The organism is Candidatus Hinthialibacter antarcticus (assembly GCA_030765645.1).
GTDB lineage: Bacteria > Hinthialibacterota > Hinthialibacteria > Hinthialibacterales > Hinthialibacteraceae > Hinthialibacter > Hinthialibacter antarcticus.
The window spans coordinates 1-20571 of record JAVCCE010000061.1 but is presented as its reverse complement, the minus strand read 5'-3'; the positions used below and the strand labels follow the sequence as shown (position 1 = coordinate 20571).

The window sequence follows — 20571 nt, the reverse complement described above, 5'->3', positions numbered from 1 at the left end:
ATGCCTCCTTACGGATTATTAGATTGACTGCGCTTTTGAAATTCGAGCCGGGCCAAATCAGCAGCCAGGCTGTCAGGAAAATCCATCAATAAATTTTGGAACCCTGTCGCTGCCGCAACGGCGTCATCAGCGACGGCGGCGCGCCACAGCTCCCAGCGAATCATGGCATGAATTACAGGATGATCAACATCCAGCGCCAACCGCTCCCATTCCTGGCGCGCGGCTGACCACTGCCCTGAAATGCGTTCCAAGTCGCCAATGACGTAGCGCGCCCATTCTTCGGTGTCTTCTCCGTATTGCGCAACGGCGATCTGGCGGTAAAACGGCGCAGCTTCCATCAAGCGGCCCTGGAGTTCAAACAGTTGCGCTTTACACAGCCATTCGAGCGGCTCGCCGACGAGAGGTTCCAACGCGGTCAAATACGCCAGCGCATCATTCGCTCTTCGCCAGTGTTCGGGTTGGTCGAGCAACTCTTGCATTGCGGCCTTGGCTTCTTCGGTCTGTTCCAGCCCAAGAAAAATCAGCGCTTCATAAAACCGGGCGTCGGTAGAATACGGTGGCAGCGTGATTGTCTGATACATTTCCAATGCGCGCGTCCAAGAGCCGAGTTCCATCATGGCGCGGGCGCGTAAAAACCGTAGCCGCTCCTGATTGATTGGGGGCATTGGCTGCGCGAGTTCGTTCGATGCGGATTCAACGCGCACGATGGCCCGCAAGGCATCGTTCGGCAAGAAAGCGTCGAGGCTGTATTCACTGTAAGTAAGCATCCGCTCGACCATGATGTGCGTCAAAGGAATTTCGCTGGTCGCCGATAAGACCGCTTCGAGGGATGACTGCATGAGTTGGACTGCTTCAACTTTTCGCGGAACGAGAATGGAATTTCCTAATAGCAGGGCTTTTTCTCGTTTTGCCGTATTCCGATACGGGCTGTCGTCGGCAATTTGGTCGAGAAGTTCAAGCGCCCAGTCTTGTTCTCCTTGTTGGGAGGCGGCGCGGGCCAGTTCGATGCGCCAGGCGCCTGACGGTTCCGCGAGCGCCATGTCCCGCAGGGTATTCATGCGGTTTCGGCGGAAGCCCAGTTCTTGCACTGCGGTTCGCGACCAGGCGGGGAGGGCGCTGAACGGTTCGCCCGAAACGCTGCCAATCAGTGCGCCAAACAATGCGTCGGCATCCGGCGCCGAATCCGCATAGGTCAATACCGCGTCGGAAATTACAATTGCGGGAGTTTGCACTTTGACGGTAGCCGTGTTAAACGCGTCGATCGCTTGTTGAAATTGGTTAACCCGCATCGCCAGTTGTCCGAAGCGCATGGCGAATTTCGGGTCAAGATTGGCTTGTTGTTCCGCGAGCAATTGCCGGGCCGCGTCATTGGCGCCTAGTTCAATGAGATTTTCTGCGGCGAGCAGAATGCTGGCAGAGTCGGAATCGCGGTCGCGCGCCCATGAAAGCCAGAGTTCGCCCGCTTCATCTAGTTTGCCCGCGTTTGCCGTCCATTCGGCTAACTTGCCGCGTAGGAGAATGTCGTTGGGCTGGTTATTGACCCAGGTTTGCAGCAGGACGAGCGCGTCGGCTTCTCCACGGTATAACTGCACCAGCTCGAGCCAGTGTTGAATGAGCGAGGATGGGGCTTTGCCTGCCAGCGATGCGATGTCGTTCAGGTTTGGAACGCCAGCCAATTTCGATAGCGCCGTCTCCATGCGATTGAGGGCTTCTTCGCCCCGGTCAAGCGAACGAAGGATTTCTGTCTCAAGTAGAATGAATTGGTTTGGATTGACGCCTTCATCGACGGCTTGTTGTAACTGATCGAGCCAACCATCGAGTTTGTCCGCCGCCTGATAGGTTGTAATCATTGCATCAAGGTGGTTGCGGGCGTTAGCGGGGGCGTTCGGCCATAGTTCTTCATACAAAGAAAAGGCTTCATTAAAACGCTGGTTGCGTTGATAGAGGTCGGCAAGGTTCCAGCCCAGATTGCTCAAACCGTTGGCTTCGACCTCTGCGCGTAAGGCGCGCAGTTCGTCTTCGCCGAGTTCCTTATATTGCGCATTCCGTAAGATTCGGTGAAGGATGGTTGGTTGAAGGACCGGTTCTGAACGGGCGTATTGTTCCCAGAGAATTTTCGCGGCTTGTGGATAGGCGCCGGACCGCTCCAGGCATTCTGCGTACCGCAGTACATAATATTGGGCGAAGGCGTCTATCTGCTGTGGCGCTTTCGCCTCCAGCTCAACAATGACCTGGCGATACCAAGAGGCGGCCGCGCCAAAGCGGCTTTGGCCTTCTTCGACCATGCCTAATTTGCCAAGAACATCGACCTTCTGCGGGAACGCCTCCCATTGCTCAGAGTCGTGCAGCCGCTGAAAATAATAACTCGCAGCCACATAGTCGCCAGTTGCGAACGAGGTGTTGCCCTGAGAATAGAGCTGCGAGGCTGGTTCTTCTTGAGCAGCCGGGACAAGGCCCAGGCCGATTACGCACAGAATCTGAATGAGGAATTTCACCATTGAATCATTGGTCCCTTAGCGTACTTCCAGTGATAAAGCCTATTATGATAACGGCTTTCTTTTCAAATAGTCATGGCGAGAGCACAGTCAAAAAATCGAGGGATTGTTGAAGTAAGGGCTGCCGGTGTTGGGTATTGTTGAAAATAGAAATACAATTAAATTGTCAGGTCGCAATAAGTGTTCATTCAACTGCTTCCTGCCTTGCCTTTTTTGAGATAATGGCGCATGCTGATTCATATTTAAGGATTTGAATATGCTGAAACGGTCTGAATCAGCGTCATCTTCTCCAAAGCGTGAAGAAAGACGCGCTGTCAATGAGTCATGCGTTTGGTGTCGATCTAGCATCCGAATTATTAATAAAGGGTCGATTCTGAATGAAAGCGCATCGGGCATGTTGCTGCGCACCGATAGTTTGCCTAGCCTGAAAGATACGGTCTACATTGTCCCGCTGCTGGAAGAAGAGACCCCGAAGCACATCACCAATATTCAACAAATACGCGAACATCCATTGATGCGGATCGGCAGAGTTGTTCGCCGTGAGTCAGTCGATTGTGTTGGAATTCAGTTCGTGCAAGACGACACCCCCCGCCCGGAATTTCGCCGATGGTTTCGCGGACAAGCTGCATTAACGACTTTGTTTATGGATGACTATGGTTTGGTGCGCGTCATGGGGCGGCTTGATATTGAAAGCGGCGCGTTAATCCAATCGGTATTAAAAACCCATTCTAAAAAGATGAAAGAACTGATTGTGTCGTTGCACGAAGTCACAAGCATGGCGACAACCGTGCTGACGATTCTGCGGGCTTCTTTGCAAGAATGCGAAAACGACGGCGTTGATGTGACCTGCCTTGTTGGCGAAAATACGTTTTCCGCTCAGGAAAGCGTGTCCCCTCTGTTGTTAAATACTTCCCGTCAATTTGACGCAACGGAAGAACTCGACCTTTCGATGGAACCGCCTGAAAGTGACGGCAGTCATGGCGATAGCCAAGTGGTCGATGAAGATTCATTTGGGGTTGCGTTTGGGCAAAAAACCGAGACGGTCAAACCGATTCAAGATTTGGAGCCAAAATCCGCGCATGGCCCCGCTTTGGTCGCTGCTCGAAATTTATCGGCGATTCACCGTTTGTTGCTGCCGCTGCAAGACCACGGATTTAAAACAGAGACGCTAACCCGTATCGAAGACGCAAACATTTATTTACCGCAAAAACCCTGGAGCCTATTTATCCTCGACTTTGAATTAGACCATTGCGACGATTTGGCTAAATTTGCGGAAAAGGAACTTCCCGAATTAGAGAGTGCGCCCTGGCTGATTGTGATCGGCCCGGAAAAAGTAGAGCCGCTAGTTCGCGCCGCGCTCAAATTGCCTGTTAAAGAATATCTCACCAAGCCGGTCTCTGACCGGGAGTTTCAAGCCGTAATCGACCGCTTAACGAAAGAATTAAAACAGTTGGTTGGAGACGAAGGCTAATGCAGATTGCTGAGGCAAAACAAAAAAACATCTGTCTTCTTTCATTGTCTGGTGATATTGAATCGGACGATGTGAATCTATTTGAGGACAAATTGCGCGAACTGCTTAAGCGCGGCGAAAAGTACGTCGTCATGGATTTCAAAATGGTGGATGTGGTTCCATTGTCTATTACCCAACCTCTTATTCGGTTTGGAAATAGTATTCGCGCCAACAAAGGCGGCGTGATTTTAAGAGATTTGCCGGAAACATTTCGGTTTGTGTTAAAAATTATCAAGATCAGCCATTTGTTTGAATTTAAGCGCTCTGGTTAATCATTGGCTATCTTCAAAAAGTTCTCTGCTGTAACGTAATACGCGATGATTGATGAAAAAATGCCCCTCTCTGTGGAGTTTTGATGATGTCTAGCAATCTCGTCCTGTCGAGTTTGAGTTGGAGCGACGGCGGTGGTATCGACTGGTTTGCAACGCATGATAGACAAGGCGATGGGCCTGTTCTGATTGAATGGAACGCAAAACGGTCAGGGGCGCCGGGCAATCTAAGCGACCACCCGTCCATCGACGCTGTCGATCAGTGGGCGCAAAAGGGAGGCGCTGCGGGCATTCAACCCTATGCCATTCATCTTCCGCTCTATCTTAGCCATGACGCCGACCAGGCTGGCGCTGAGATATCAGCGGCGGGCGGTTGGACCGACCTTGCGTCCTACATTAACGCGCCGCTGATTCGGTTGGATTTTACGCAGGATTGTGAATTCCACTCGCAGGAAGCGCAGCAGGCGTTGCGCTCAATTTTGCATTATATGGCTGATATGGAGCGATTGGCGTCGGTTCATTTTACCCCGTCATTGCTTGGCGTCTGGCCACAGATTGTTGACGGCTTAGACGCGGAGACTCTGGGCCATTTCGGTGAACATATCATCGCCGAGGGAGACTCTGCGTCTTCAAAAAAATCGGGCTTGCCTCTGTTGAGCGTTGAAGTTTCCATTGCAGAAATGGATGAGACCAGCGCGGCGCTCCTTCAACAATATAAAGAAAAACCGCCCGAAAATGCACCCTACATCATTGCATCAATCGGGGCGTAACGCTCCGGGCCGGATGAATCCCCCCTATATTTTTCCTGACAGCATTTCGAGTAAGTTCGCGACGCGATGGTGATAGGTGTGTTTATTTTGAACGCAGTGTGCGCCTTGTTGCACAATCTGACGGCGTTCATCAGTATGGTCTAAATAATAGTTGACCTGGGCATGCAGGTCGTCGCGGTCGCTCCAATAGGCGGCCTCGCAGCCTGGAGCGAAATATCGCGCCGCCGCCGGGGCCCAATCGCTGAGCAAGAAGCCTCCTGCGACGGGCGCGTTAAAATCGCGCTGGTTTAAACTGCCCCGACATTGGACGCTGTGAATGTTTAAATTGATCTTTGCGCTGGCGAATGCGTGAGGCAGTTCGTTCACCGGGTCGATGGGGCCGTGAAATTTTTCGAGTAGCGGTGAATCCTTCAGCAAAATCGGCCAGTCTTCGTTGCCGTAGATTCTCAGGTCGAGGTCAATCAGCGTTTCTAACGTACGGATGCGGTAGCGGTTGTTGGCTTCCCAATAAAGATAATTGGCGACTTGCGGCTGAATCTGAATGCACTTACCCGGTTCGATGGGGTGTTCGATTGAGAGGTCGGTGAAGGTTTTCTCACGGTGTTGTAGTTTTAGTTCAACCAGTTCATTTACGTAATTCTGCATGACGGGCGACAGTTGTTCGCGTCGCGCGCTCTGGTCGATGGCGCCGCCGACGAAACAAACATCGCAGGCGAAACGGGCGTCGTATTGGCCTGGCGCGTCCATATCAGCCGCGAGGGGCCAGAACCCGTATAGCGCCGGGTTGTGTTTTTTGACTCCATCCAGGTAGGTCTCATCAAATGAGAATACGTATTCGTAGGGTTCAAACGGGCGGTCGATGAAAAACTCTGGATCGTCAAGATACCAGATCAGTTTTTTAGACGGCAGCGGTCTACGGCTGTTTTCGATTTCTAAATAGTCATAGAGTTGACCAGCAGATTGGTTGATAAGGAGTATCCAATCCGGTTGATTATTGAGTAAATCGTCACGGAGCTTTGCCTTAGAGGCAGGATCCAATAAAGGTTGAAGCGCTAGGCGGGTTGTCCAGCCATGCGCTTCTAAAGCGCTTAAAACCAAGCGTTTGAATAAACCAAAGCCTCTGTTTGCCGGGTCAGCGTATGACCATATCGTAGGCATTTTTGTTATTCGTTTCTTCTTTAGCTATTAATCGATGCTTTTACTTGGGTTCTGTCATCGACTTGCTATAATTCCTGATAAGACGTATCTAGTTAGTAAATACTCAACAATCTATCCCCTAAGAAAGTGCATCGATGAAACCAGACATTATTGTCTTCTTGGGTAAAGAACTTTACTCGTTTTTTGCTTCGCTCAAACTGGCCGTTATTCTTCTACTTGTGTTTGTTGTCTTGCTGAGCTATGCCACCGTGTATGAATCTATGCATGGTACGCCGGCGGCTCAAATGGCAATTTACTCGACGGTGTGGTTTGATTTTCTGCTCTTTCTGCTGGGCGTCAATGTGTTATGTTCAGCCATGATCCGTTTTCCCTGGCGAAAACGGAAGACGGGCTTCGTGATTACGCACGTTGGTATCCTTGTGATTTTGCTCGGCGCTTTGGTGACGCGCAAGTTTGGCATGGAAGGCCAACTGATGCTCACCGAAGGCGAAATTGGCAAATCATTGCGGATGAATGACTCCATTTTGTCAATTTCCGCTCCCCAGTTGGGCGTGAAAGAGACCTATAACCCAAATTCTTATATGAAAAATGGGGTTCCATCAGGAAAATCCATCCAATATAAAATGGGTGAAAGTGGACTGGTTTGTTATATCGACCAGTATTTTGATAACCCTCGTTCGCAAGAAGTGGTGAAAGAAGATGGTCAAGTTGCCAATCCCGCCATCCAGGTTTCGTTACGGCGTCCTGAGTTGACGGAATCCATGAGCCGGCAATGGATGTTCGCTCTGGATACGCAACGCAGCCAGATCAATTTTGGAATGGCCAAGGTCAATTTTAAAAAGGCCAATTCACAAGAAGAATTAGATAAAGCCTTGAGTGCGCCCAGCCAAGTTGCCCCCGGCGATTCAAAAGGCAAGTTGATTTTATCGCACGGAACGGCGCATGTCGCCGCGACGATTGATATGTCCGACTTAATGAGCGGGCCTGTTGAGTTTGAGCATCATGGCGAAACCTATCGGGCTGAATTCATCTCCCTGATTGAGCGCGGCAAAATTCAAGATAATCAATTGGTCGAAGACCCAGAGGGCGCCTTGAACCCCGTCGCCCGCTTTAAAATCATTCATGGCAACGTAGAAGAAACTCACATGGCGTTTGCGTTGTTCCCTGAGTTTGGTTCGATGCACGGCGAGTCGGGCGGGGGATTAAGCGCGGCGTATGAATATCCGATGGACCAAGACGCAGGCTCGCAAAACCGTATGGACATTATCGTGGGGCCGGAAGAGAAATTGCACTACCGCACCATGAATACCGGCGGGGCGCTGGTCAAAGGCGAAATTGTAATCGGCGAAGAAATCAACACGTCATGGAACAACCTGATGTTGAAGGTTGACCAATTTTACCCCAAGGCGAAGCGTGATTTTGTTGTTGTTGAAGCGGGAGAAGATGCGCCCGGTCAACGCAATAATCCGTTGCTGAAAGTGCGGGTCGCTCACAATGGCCGCGAAGCGGAAGGGTACGCCAGCTACGGAAACCCGAAAGTGTTGATGGTTGCCGGCGCTCCGGTGGAAGTCTATTTCGGCAGCCAAATCGTTCCGCTGGGCTTTTCAGTCAAGTTGTTAGATTTTCGGGCGCCGCGCTACCCCGGCACCAATCGTCCCATGCGCTTTGAAAGCGACGTGATGTTGATTGACGAGTCGAACGCCATTGAAGAACAACATCTCGTCTTTATGAACAACCCATTGGTTTACAACAATTTTAAAGTCTATCAATCAAGTTACATTGAAGGCAAAAATGGCCAGCCGGATGTTTCAATCTTCACGGTTGCCCGGGCGCCGGGAACTTCAACCATTTACGCAGGCTCGATCATCATGTGCCTCGGAATGATTTTGATTTTCGGTTCGAAGAATTTTGGATACCGTAGAACATCGCCCTTCGTTTCAGGGGCAAAACAACAAGGGGAGTAAACGTGAATCTCATGCGATCAATACAATTCTGGATTGCGGCATTTGTCTTAATCTGCACCGCGCCAATCAGTTTTTCTCAAGTCGAATTTAATTTTGAGCCGCTGAATAGCATTCCCGTTCAGGAAGATGGACGCGTGAAACCGCTGCAAACCTTCTCCGGCGAATCGGTCAAAGACATTACCGGACGCTGGAAGTTCCAAAGTCGCGAGCCAGTGAATACGTTGCTTTTGTTTCTCTCGTCTCACGATTGGTCTGACGCTGAGATCGTGAAACTGGGTTATATTCCACTCAAAAAAGCATTGGGCGTCGATCTGAACCAGGAACGCTTCTCGGTCAATGGACTGATTAACAACGCCAGTTTCCAAGCAGTGGCCGAGGATGTCCGCAACAAACAGATGGCCGGGACGAAACTGAACAAACTCGAGAACGAAACTGGTCGTCTGATGCACCAATTGATTACGTATCAAATATTGGTGAGCGGCGAAGCGCTGACAATGGTCCCGCCGCCGCCTGGGTCCCCGGAAGTGGCGAAGTGGCTTTCGATTGTCCAGCCGACTGGGTATCCCGCTGAGACGCAAGCAAAAATTAAAGACACCTTTAGCGATGTCATCACGGCCTTTCATCATGGCAATGCAAGTGAATTTGAACAAAGCAGCATCTCATTACATACATTGCTGGCTCAACTCAATACCGACCCACTGATTTATCCGACCGCTGCGTTGATGGAACGCGAGATTTATTACAACGAATCACGCCCGTTCTTGAATGCGTGGATTATATACATGCTGGCCTTTTTTGGATTTTTGTTGTCCTTCTTCTTTGTCAAAGCGCGTTGGTTGTATTGGACGTCGATGGCGTTTGCCTTTGGAGGCTTTGCCTTTCACGGCTGGGGGCTGTTGCTACGCGCACTGATCGCAGGGCGCCCGCCGGTTTCAAATATGTATGAGACGGTGGTGTTCGTCGGTTGGGGCGTGTTGTTGTTCGCCCTGATTTTTGAACTCATCTATCGGCGCCGCTGGTATGCGGCGGTGGGTACATTCTGCGGCGTGGGCTTTTTGATTCTGGCTGATATTCTGCCATTTGATCCGAATATCGAACCGCTGGTTCCGGTGTTGCGCAGCAACTATTGGCTCATCATTCACGTGTTGACCATCACCATTAGTTACAGCGCCTTCGCGTTGGCGATGGGCCTCGCACACGTTAGTTTGTTTGTCTACTTCTATTGCCCTAACAATAAGATGCTCTTACGCGAGCTCAGTTTGTTTTTATATCGCGTCTTGCAAGTCGGCGTGGTGCTTCTAGCCATTGGAACCATTCTGGGCGGCGTGTGGGCGGCGGAATCATGGGGCCGTTTCTGGGGCTGGGACCCAAAAGAAACCTGGGCGCTGATTTCACTGCTGGGGTATCTTGCGATTCTCCACGCTCGCTACACCGGTTGGATTCATGATTTCGGAACCGCTATCGGCTCCATACTCGGTTTCTTCTTGATCTTAATGACGTGGTATGGCGTCAACTTCGTTCTTGGGACCGGCCTGCATAGTTATGGCTTTGGCGCGGGCGGCGGCGAATATGTGATTGCGTATTTAGTTGCGGAGTTTATTTTCATGGGCGTTGTATCGATCAAGTATTTGATGATGCGTTCAACAATGCCGATTGAAGAAAATGTAGATGACGGCATATCCGCTGCATAAGTTCACTAGAAAAAGACACAAAACGAAAGCGCCTTCCGAAATTGGGAGGCGCTTTTTTTTGACTATCGTCCTTGCTTAATAGAGGGGTGCTTGTATTCCTTCATCCATTAGGAAAAGGAATACAAGCGGGCTAATTCGTGGGGAGGGCGAGTCTCCCGACGAGCCACGAAGTATCGAAACAATTTCGTCCTCTTGCGGCTCACCAGGAGCCAGCCTGCGGCAGGCAGGGTTCGCCATCCCCTTCAATTCAATCCATTAAAATTTCAACCAAACATATTTTGTTACTACAACGCAAATCATCATTCGCCGCCCAACAACTGGCCCGGGATGCCGCCCTGACTGGGTAGCGTGTATATTTCTAACTCGTCAATGTAGAGTTCAACATCTTGCTGTCCCGGCAAATTCGCCAATTGAATAATGGGGACCAATGCGCTCGACGTGGGGTCATAAAGGATCGTCATTACATGGTCACTGTCTTGGATGTTGGCGCTATTTGCCGGAATGTCGGCTGAGATCGAACCATCAAGCGAAGCGTCAATCGCGGCGAGCGCCACTTGTGCGCCCGGCGCCGATGTTCTGACCGTCGCGCGAATCAACGCGACCGCGTCGCCGACCTCAACCGCAGGGAACGTAATCAAATGGACTTCTCCAGGAGAAACCTTGATGGTTACGCCTTGTCCATCGCTCATGCGGTCATCGTCAACAGGGAGTGCGCCAGTGGTGAGTTCGCCGCCGGGGTAAGCCGGATCAACCGAGAAACCGCCCGGGACTTCACTAAAGACTGCTTCGCCCGCCAACGAGAATTGCTGAGTGAGTTGCGGCAGCAACGAGGCTTGCGCCGGAGCATTTGTTTGGGGGAAGAACAGTTCCGCCGACCAAACTTCATCGCTGGGGATGACGTAGGCTTCAACGGTATCCAACAACACGCCGACTTGTTCGCTGCCGCTGATGTTGGCGATTTGGATGATGGGCGCCGCTGCGCCGCTGGGTGGATTGTATAACAACAACATCCGTTGGTAGTCGCTTTGTACGGCGCCGCTGTCGGCGATCATGGTCGAGGCGGCTGAGCCGTCCAGCGAGGCGTCGAGCGCTGCCAGCCAGATTTGCGCGCCCGGCGCGGTTGAACGCACGGTGGCGCGAAGCAAGAGCAAACCGTCGCCGACTTCAATCGTCGGGAATTGCAACAACATCACTTCGCTGGGGTCGGTGCGGATAATGGCGCCGCTTGCGTCCGAGTAAACAAAGCCGCTCGACGCGATGGTGCCGACGGATACTTCGCCCGCTGGCGCTTGGTTAAACCCGCCTGCTACGGCGGAGAATTCAGACGCACTATTCAAGCGGTGAATGACCACAGGCAAGGCGCCGGAAGGTGCGGTGGAATCTAAATCGCTAAAGTAATTGAGGTCATACACGCCGTCTGCGCTGGTTTCTTCATACACGCGCAGATAATAAATATTCGTCGTTGCGGCGGTGTATTGCAGGTTGAAGTTGGTGGAGGCGCCGTTGTCTTCATCGCTGGCGACCCAAGTGACGCCGTCTGCGAGATAGAGTTGGGCGGCTGTATCTGAATTGCCGGTTGAGAAGAATTCGTAATACACGCCTTGGGTCAAAACGACTTGGAACCAATCCGAGTCGCCCGGCGTTAAGCGGTGCGGCCCGTGTGAAAGGCCGTTGCGGTTTGCTTCGGCCAATTGGGTTGCGCCGTTGGTTGCGTCATCCACCGGGTCCCAGGCGTCGCCTTCGGCGGCAGGCGAGACGTACTTGCGATAATGCAGGGAATACTCACCGGTCGCGCCTGTATCAAAGAGCCGAAGCCGGAGGAAATAGTCACCGCTGGCATCCGGCGTGAATTGTCCCCGGAAGTTAGATTGTGCGCCGCCTGCGTCGAGTTCTTGCAAGGGTTGTTGTTGCGCATCATAAATTGTCGCGAGAGTGTCGGACGGTCCGCTGCTCCAAAACTCGTAGGTTGCGCCTGCTTCGAGCGTAATCTTGAACCAGTCGAGAGGATCAACAATCGACAGCGTGTGGCCTGTATGGGATTGCTCGTCCATCGTGGGCGTATCTAGCGCCGTCGCGCCGCTGGCGAGATCGTCGGCCGGATCAAAGTCGTCCGTCGGCGGTTCAGGAATACTGGCGGTGCGGCGGTAATGCAATTGATAGACGGCGAAGCCATTGGCAAATTCGCGGACGTGCAAAATATATTTCGCGGTATCGGTGGTGCTGAAGGTAATACGGAAGTTGTTGCCGTCGCCGCTGGTTTCATCAAGGCTGACCTGGGTCATGCCGTCTGCAAGCAACAACTCGCCCACGGTGTTGTAATCGCCGGAGGTATAAAATTCATATTCAAATCCACCTGGAAGGGTGAAGATAAAGTAGTCGGCGATATCGCTCTCTAATAATGTGTGCGGGCCGTGGGTTTTGTCTTCATCGGTTGGTCCCCCCAAATTGGTGGCGCCGTCGGGGATATCGTCCGCCGGGTCCCATTCGTCGCCGCCTTCGGGCGGTTCAACGCCGCTGACCAAGCGGATGGTATAATCGCCACGGGTTTCGAGTTCGCTCAGGGTGACGCGCAGCCAAAGTTCGCCGTTGCTGGTCGGGTTGTAGCGCAGCGAAAAGTTGAAGTTCTCTCCACCGTTGTCATTGGCGGCGATGCGTACCGCGCCGCTGGTGCGGTAGAGTTCACCGACGAGGTCTGCGTTGCTGTCGGATTCAATTAAAAACGCTTCGCCTGCGATGACCTGAAAACGGAACCAGTCTTCGGCGTCGCGGGGCGTCAGTGAATGAGGCCCGTGTGTGGTTTCTTCTGAAGAGAGCGCCCCCAAATCAGTCGCACCGAATGCGGAATCGTCGGCTGGGTCCCACGCATCGCCGGGAACGGTTCCATCATCGCCGAGATAGGACAATGTATATGAGCCAGCCTCTGATGCGATGACGTTGCGGATGCGTAAAAAGAACACGCTGGTGCTTTCTGGTGTGTAGGTAAAGCGAAAATTGGGCGCGTTCGCGCCAAATTCATTGCCAAGATCAATGAGATCGTTGGCTACAACCGTATCCGCGTCAGATGCGAGCAAATCGGCGGTTATCGTGATTTCGCTGTCGGAGGAAAATTCGTACAAGGCGCCTGCTTCCAGCGTGAATGTGAACCAATCTTCCGTATCATTATCCGATAAAGTATGGAGGCCGTGGGTTCCTGAACTATTGGAAGGAATTTCAAGTAATGTCGCGCCAATTGGAAAATCATCGGTCGAGTCCCATTCGTCTGCCACAACCTGTGAAAAAGCGAAATTAACACTCAAAAGAGTAAAGACGACTAAAGGAATATACTTTTTTAACATTTTTTGGGTTCTCTCCCGGTGATTTTGGAATATAATTAAGCATATAAGCATACTAGATTCAATATGTTGTATTATATTCTGTTTTCCCCGATAACCCACCCAAAACTTCATAATAAAAAAATTCGGATTTTCTCTTTAACTTTGTATTACGTTCTGCTACAATTCATTCAATTCTTTATATGATCTGATACCACTACGGGTGTGACGCGCAAAGAGAGGGTTTCAAAATGAACGAGGTTGTGAGCTCATTAAACCGATTTACTTGCAGGTATGCGTTTGTATTTTTGCTGGCTTTATTCGTTACTCTCGCGCCAAATGCGCAAGAGACCGGGCCGACGATCAGCACTGTCGCTGGTAGTGGAGCCGCCGAATATAACGGAGACGGCATCCCCGCCTTACAGGCCGGATTGGCGAAGCCGTCCAGCGTTTTCGTAACGGATGACGGTTCGATTTATATTGCGGATACCCAGAACAACCGAATTCGCAAAGTCTTGCCCAATGGCACGATTTCTACCGTAGCGGGCAACGGGCAGGTCGGGTATGACCCTGACGCCGCCTCAGCAATCGCGACCCCATTGAATAAACCCGAAGCCGTCTTCGTGAAAGATGGCTTTTTGTATATTGCGGATACATTCAATAACCGCATTCGCAAAGTCTCGCCCAACGGCGATATCGAAACGGTTGCAGGCAACGGCGACATCGGTTTTTCCGGTGAAGGCGGCCTCGCTGCCGAAGCGGCGTTGAACCGTCCGCGCGATTTGTTCGTTGACGACGACGGTTCGATTTATATCGCCGACACGCTGAACAACCGCATTCGCAAAGTCTTACCGGATGGGACCATTATTACGGTTGCGGGCAATGGGCTTCAGGGAGTCGATGTTGACGGTATCCCCGCGACCGAATCGCGCCTGTTTCAACCCGCAGGGGTTTTCGTGGATGCTGACGGCGTGATCTATATCGCCGATACCCGCAATCATCAGGTTCGCAAAGTCGATGTTGATGGAACCATCTTTCTGGTCGCTGGTTCGGGGCAGCCGCAGCTGTCCGGCGACGGCGGGCCTGCGATTGAAGGACGCTTGCGCAACCCCGAAGGCGTGGCGGTCGATCCGTTCGGCAATATATATATTGCTGACACGGGCAACCATGTCATTCGCCGCGTAAACGTAAAGGGAATTATTTCCACCGTTGCGGGGACCGGCGCTGAAGGTTTCTTTGGCGAAGGCATCGAAGCGCTCAATGCAGACCTGGACAGCCCCAATTTTGTTTTTGTTGAACAAGACGGCGATTTATATATTGCTGACGCTGGCAACCAGCGCGTTCGCTTTGTCGATATGCCGCAGTTTGTCAGCGCGAATGCTGGGCCTGATTTGGTGACCTACATTGGCAATCCGATCTCTATACAAGGCAATGCGACCGGCGGTACGGGCAACGTCTCATTCAGTTGGGAAGTGCTTTCCGGCGCCAATTTAGACGTCGGGCAATTCACCAGCGCCGACACCGCTCAGACGACGTTTGTTCCCACGGCAAGCGGTACGTATGTTTTGCGTCTCGTCGCCGAAGATGAACAAACCGCATCCGCTGACTCGGTCACGGTTCTTGTTAACGACTTTGTCGTTGCTGACGCCGGGCCGAGTAAGATCACGCTGATTCAAAGCGGGATTCAGCTATCAGGTTCCGCAGCAGGCGGGGCAGGGCAATATTCGTATCTGTGGGAAGTAATCTCCGGCCCGAATTTAAGCGCGAACCAGTTTGCAAACGCCCAAGCGGCGGAGACAGTGTTCTCACCATTTGAAGCGGGTTTGTACGTTGTCAGTTTAGAGACCACGGACGGGCAACAACCGACCTCGTTTGATACGGCGTCCGTCTTGGTTTTGAATGTAAATCCCGTCAAGTCGGTGTTGATTACCGACTCCGGCGACACCGTTGAAGATATTAGTAACGGCCTGGATCGCGACCCGGCTGACCAACGCGAACTGGCTGTTCGTTGGATATTCCAACCTGGTTTGATCCCCACATCCGACATCAGTGAAATTCGCGTTTCCGTCCAACAAGACGGCGCGGGCGATTTCGTCTACTTAGGCAGTCCGGCTGATCCTCAAGATTCGCTCTTTATTTGGAGCGCGGTCAGCAGCGACTCGATAGATACGAATTTTGATAACGGTCCAGAATTTAACCACACCTACGCATTTGAAATTTTAGTCATCACCAAAAGCGGGACGCCAATTTCTTATGGCCCGTTTGATTCCGCCGGCCCGGTTCAATTCTTACAAGAATTGCCGCCGACAGAAACTCCGGTTCCGACCAACACCCCGTTGCCGCCGACGAATACGCCAATTCCTCCAACCGTGACCAATACTCCGGTTCCACCGACGGCGACCAATACTCCGGCCCCCGGCCAACCGACGAATACGCCGGTTCCGCCGACCAGTACGCCGATTATTGTTGTGCCGCCAACAGCGACGGCGACGAGCACGCCTGCTCCGGGTCAGCCAACCAATACGCCTGCGCCGCCGACCAACACGCCGCAGCCGGGCGAACCGACGAATACCCCGGTTCCACCGACGGCGACCAACACGCCAGCGCCGGGACAGCCGACCAACACCCCGGCTCCTCCGACGGCGACGAACACGCCTGCTCCGCCGACGAACACTCCGGCGCCAGGGCAACCGACGAATACGCCTGTTCCACCAACCGCCACGACGCCTCCGGTTCCACCGACGGCGACAAATACGCCAGCGCCGGGACAGCCGACCAATACGCCTGCGCCTCCGACGAACACGCCAGCGCCAGGACAGCCGACGAATACGCCTGCGCCGCCGACGGTGACGAATACGCCAGCGCCTGCGCAGCCGACCAACACGCCGGTTCCGCCGACGGCGACAGTGCCGCCGGATGACTCAATTGCTTTGGTTGTGAACGCGCCAGCCGTTGAAGGTCAGATCGCAATGGCGGGCGACGAAGACTGGTACCGCTTTGAAACTTCCACAGGCGGGACGTACGTGATCGAAACCCATCAGGCGTCCGGCCAGGTTTCGATGGACACCGTCTTGCTTTTATTTGGACCGAATAACCGCACCAGCCTTCTTGCAATTGATGATGAAGGCGGCGCTGGGTCGTTCTCAAAAATTTCAATGACGCTACAAGCCAATGCCGTCTATTACGCGGCTGTGGTTGGCTTCTTTGATTCGACGGGCTTCTATGGCATCGACGTTAATTTCCAACCGCCGTCGCCGACTGCAACCCCGACCCCAACCTTGCCGCCGTTGCCGCCGACTTTGACGCCGACGCCGTCGCCGACGCCGTTGCCTGGCCCGGCGAACATCCGCGTCGAACCGCTTGAACTATCGTTTACGAATATTGAAGACGGCGCCAACAACGCGGGGCGCACCGTGGTGATGAAACAGCCGATTCAAGATCGCGCTCCTGTAACCGATTGGGGCATCTATCTCCGCAGCGGAACCATCGCGACCGGCCGTCAGAACTTGTTCCAACTGATGAGCAGCGCCCATCCGCAAGCGTCCGCCAATGGCGGCGTGGAACACGTGATGATCCAATTCGAGCGCTTACCGACTTTGCAAGAACGCGAACAACTCGCCAAGCGCGGTATTCGTCTGTTGGATTATGTTCCGAACATGGCGTTCTGGGCGTCGGTTGACGTTGACGCGCAAGGCGCTTCGGCGCTGATGACGCTCACCAAGAGCGACCGGGTTCGCTGGTCATCCAATGTATCAAATGTTGACCGCCTCTCGCCCGCCGCTGTGAACGGCGAGTTTCCGCCCAATGCGTTGTTGGACGACGGGCGCGTGATTATCGTTGTGATTGTGTTCCCCGATGTTAACGACATTGCCGCCCGCGCCGCGATTACCGCCGCTGGCGGTGAAGTGCAGGGGATAGAATTTGAAGATGTCTATCGAGTGGCAGTCGATCCGCAAAAGATGCAGGCCATCGCCTCGATTGACGCCGTCCGTTGGATCGAACCGCTTCTACCGGAACGCATTGAAAATAACGTCACTGCTGCTCAGCGTTCACAAGCAAGCACGCTGCGCTCTCCGCAATTCAATATGACGGGACGCGATGTCACCGTCGGCGTGTGGGACGGCGGGGCGGTTTATCCGCACACTGATTTTGGCAACCGCTTGACGCTTGGCAACAATGTTTCTTATGGCAACCATGGCACCCACGTTGCGGGCACCATCGGCGGTTCAGGCGCTTCGGCGGCGAACTCGCTGGGTATGGCGCCGAGCGTTGCGATCCGTTCTTACGACTGGACGAACGACGTCAGCGAAATGAACGCCGCGATTGATTTGGGCGTACGTCTTTCTAACCACTCATACGGATACATCGCGGGTTGGTATTACAACGGCGGGTGGCAAGACACCGGCGACCGCTTGTTTGGTTTGTACGCCTACAGCGCTCGCGGCTATGATGATGTGGTCTACAAGAAAAACCTGTTGATTTTTAAATCGGCGGGCAATGACCGCAACGATGGCCCTGACGCTTACAATGGCGGCCCGCGTCGCGACGGCCCCTATGACACCATCCCCGCCGTCGGCGTTGCGAAAAACATCGTCACCATCGGCGCGTTGGAAGACAACGATACAATGTCTTCGTTCAGCAGCTGGGGCCCGGCCAACGATGGTCGCGTCAAGCCAGATATCTGCGCCAACGGCGTGTCGTTATATTCAACCACGCTTAACAACAGCCACGGCTATATGTCAGGAACGTCAATGTCGTCGCCCAGCGCATGCGGCACGGCAGCGCTGCTCTATCAATATTTCCTTGAGCAGCATGGCGAAGACCCGCTGGCCTCTTCGATGAAAGCCATGTTGATCCACGGCGCCAGAGACTTAGGCCGCGTGGGTCCCGATTATGAATATGGCTGGGGCATCATGCAGGCGGAAAATACCGCCAATCTCATCAACAACTTACAATGGCGCGAAGGCGAAGTGACCGACGGCAGCATGTTGTCATATCGCGTATCGGTTCCCGCCGGAGAGCCTGAATTAAAAGTGACCGTGGTGTGGACGGATCCTCCAGGACCGTACTCAACCGATACGCCGCTCATCAACAATCTTGACTTGGTGTTGGTTTCGCCCTCAGGCGTGACTCATCGCCCGTGGGTGTTGAACAAAAACCAACCCAGCGTTGCAGCGACTCGCGGCGTCAATACGGTTGATAATGTCGAGCAGGTGGTTGTTGCTAACCCTGAAGCGGGAACATGGACCTACCGCGTCGAAGGAACTCTAGTACCGACTGGGCCGAATACCTTCTCGGTTGTCAGCGATTTCTTCTCTAGCGTGAATGATTCACAATCGTTCCGCGTCTATAACGATGGCCAGGGCACATTGCAGGTTTCATCGCTAGACTTTGACGTGGACAGCGATTGGATCGATTTGGATCCGCCCGCACCGTTTAATGTTGAGCCGGGTGAAAATCAGAAAGTTAACGTCAATGTTGACTTTGGTCTCGCTCCGGTTGGCGCCTTCAGCCGTCGTGTTGAAGTCTTCAATAATGATGCTGACCAGTCGAAGAACCCATATCCAAACGGTGTGTATTTGCGCTTTGACGTTGAAGCAACGCCAACGCCTGTACCGCCAACCAACACTCCTGTTCCTCCGACGGCGACCAACACGCCGCTGCCGACGAATACGCCGACCATCACGCCGACGCCAGTGCCGCCGACAATAACTCCGACGCCGCTGCCGCCGACCAATACGCCAACGCCGGGGCCGCCGACCAATACGCCAACGCCGGGGCCGCCGACCAACACCCCTGTGCCCCCGACGGTGACGAACACTCCGGTTCCAGGACAGCCGACTAACACGCCGGTTCCGCCGACGAATACTCCGGTTCCTGGGCAGCCGACTAACACGCCGGTTCCGCCGACGAATACACCAGTTCCAGGACAACCGACTAACACGCCGGTTCCTCCAACGAATACTCCGGTTCCTGGGCAGCCGACGAACACGCCGGTTCCTCCAACGAATACACCTGTTCCAGGACAGCCGACTAACACCCCGGTTCCAGGACAGCCGACTAACACTCCGGTTCCTCCTGTAGCGACGAGTACGCCAGCGCCGGGACAACCGACCAACACTCCAGTACCGCCGACGAACACTCCAGTTCCAACGCCGACGCCTCCATTGGGCGAGCGGGTATACACCTTCCCGTTTGAACCATTTGGCGCTTCGTTGATTGATCTCGGTTTTGCTGCGTTCCCATTCACAGCCGACACGGGAATCGAAGTGACGCCCAGCGATCCCGCCATGCCTGAAGCAAGCAATGGCGTAGGGCTGCGCGTAACGGTTCCTGCTGGGCAACTGGTAACGATCATCGGCCCGCAAGTGGAACTCGGTTCCAATCCGGCCCGCATTTCGGGTTGGTACAACGCCATGAGCGAATCGCTGCAAGTTGCAGTCGGCGCCTTCACGCAAATAAGCGGCGTTGACGGTTCGGCGGGGTATTCATACAACAGTGCGCCGGAAGTTAGCCTGGGCGAATGGCGCCAGATTCGCATCGAGTTGGTGCAAGAGTATACCAGCGTGACGCCGTTCATCACGCTGTTCAACGAAGGCGAACAAACCGCGACCTTCTACTTTGATAATATGGTAATCGACCAGAACGAAACCTTGCGTCAGCCTGACGACTTTGTCGCGCTGGGCGAGTGGCAGCCGAACTTGTTCTTGTCTCCTGACACCTCAGGTTCCGCGACCTTTGACGGCTCTGATTTGGTGCTTGAACTCGCGCCGGGAGACGAAGCCGTGCGGTTTGGGTCGCTATATGATATGGGTGAAGCGCCGAAGAAATTTGCCGCTGAATTTGACGTGGTCCGTGACACCAACGACATCGGCGGTACGCTGACATTGCTGATCGGCAACGGCAGCAATATGGCGATCCATGAAATTCCACTGGCGCAAGTCCCGCTTGGTTCGACCAAGACATTTGTGGTCAGCGGCATGGCGTCCGTACAAAATAACCCGATGATGCTCGTTGCGCAAATCGTCGGCGAAGGCGTGCATAAAGTCCGAATCACGGGCGTACGCGCTTTTGAGATGGAGCCGTAAGCCGTACCTAAATACGCTCACACCCTCAGTGTTTCTTAATCTTATTGCGGGGCTGGTTTCCAGTCCCGCTTTTTCTTTACAACTCGTTATCTGAGTCATTGCGAGCGCAGCGAAGCAACCAGCCTGCGGCAGGCAGGTCTCGCATTTCATTTTTCATCAAACCGAGATTGCCGCAGTCGCTAACGCTCCCTCGCAATTGTCTGTTGAAAATAGGCTATAACTATACTGTTGGAAATGAAGATTTCTGAAGAGCGGGTGGTGGAGCGCAAAGTGCTCCAACCGCCGCTCTTCAGAAGGGCGTCCAGGCGACCGTCT

The 20571-nt window shown here is 53.3% G+C and carries 9 protein-coding genes; 6 read left to right on the top strand and 3 right to left on the bottom strand.

Features of this window, described 5'->3' with window-relative positions:
• Positions 1–8: 8 nt before the first annotated feature.
• Positions 9–2498 carry a hypothetical protein gene (locus tag P9L94_15010; protein ID MDP8245392.1) on the bottom strand — a complete coding sequence of 830 codons (2490 nt, stop codon included), beginning with the start codon at positions 2496–2498 and terminating at the stop codon, positions 9–11.
• Between the two features lie 253 nt (positions 2499–2751).
• Here P9L94_15010 and P9L94_15005 point away from each other — a divergent pair, with 253 nt between their 5' ends.
• The 3 genes from P9L94_15005 (at position 2752) to P9L94_14995 (ending at position 5044) form a co-directional block, all read left to right on the top strand.
• A complete protein-coding gene (locus P9L94_15005) occupies positions 2752–3966 on the top strand; it encodes a hypothetical protein (protein MDP8245391.1) in 1215 nt (404 codons plus the stop codon).
• Positions 3966–4277, top strand: a complete 312-nt coding sequence (locus P9L94_15000) for an STAS domain-containing protein (GenBank protein ID MDP8245390.1) — start codon at positions 3966–3968, stop codon at positions 4275–4277. The genes P9L94_15005 and P9L94_15000 overlap by 1 nt, the downstream gene beginning before the upstream one ends.
• Positions 4278–4360: 83 nt before the next feature.
• Positions 4361–5044, top strand: a complete 684-nt coding sequence (locus P9L94_14995; protein ID MDP8245389.1) for a hypothetical protein — start codon at positions 4361–4363, stop codon at positions 5042–5044.
• A gap of 24 nt (positions 5045–5068) precedes the next feature.
• Here the strand turns inward: P9L94_14995 and P9L94_14990 are convergent, their stop codons facing one another.
• Positions 5069–6202, bottom strand: a complete 1134-nt coding sequence (locus P9L94_14990) for a glycosyltransferase (protein MDP8245388.1) — start codon at positions 6200–6202, stop codon at positions 5069–5071.
• 134 nt (positions 6203–6336) lie between these two features.
• On the opposite strand from P9L94_14990, the gene P9L94_14985 reads away from it, so the two are divergent.
• Both P9L94_14985 and ccsA read left to right on the top strand, forming a co-directional pair.
• Positions 6337–8166 carry a cytochrome c biogenesis protein ResB gene (locus P9L94_14985; GenBank protein MDP8245387.1) on the top strand — a complete coding sequence of 610 codons (1830 nt, stop codon included), beginning with the start codon at positions 6337–6339 and terminating at the stop codon, positions 8164–8166.
• A gap of 11 nt (positions 8167–8177) precedes the next feature.
• Positions 8178–9857, top strand: coding sequence for a cytochrome c biogenesis protein CcsA (ccsA, locus tag P9L94_14980; protein ID MDP8245386.1), 1680 nt, complete (start codon positions 8178–8180; stop codon positions 9855–9857).
• A 299-nt stretch (positions 9858–10156) separates the two neighbouring features.
• On the opposite strand, the gene P9L94_14975 is transcribed toward ccsA, so the two are convergent.
• Positions 10157–13192 (bottom strand): hypothetical protein, encoded by a 3036-nt coding sequence (locus tag P9L94_14975; GenBank protein ID MDP8245385.1) that lies wholly within the window; start codon positions 13190–13192, stop codon positions 10157–10159.
• Between the two features lie 227 nt (positions 13193–13419).
• On the opposite strand from P9L94_14975, the gene P9L94_14970 reads away from it, so the two are divergent.
• Positions 13420–20256: a S8 family serine peptidase gene (locus P9L94_14970; GenBank protein ID MDP8245384.1), complete on the top strand. Its 6837-nt coding sequence runs from the start codon at positions 13420–13422 to the stop codon at positions 20254–20256.
• The last annotated feature ends 315 nt before the right edge of the window (positions 20257–20571 follow it).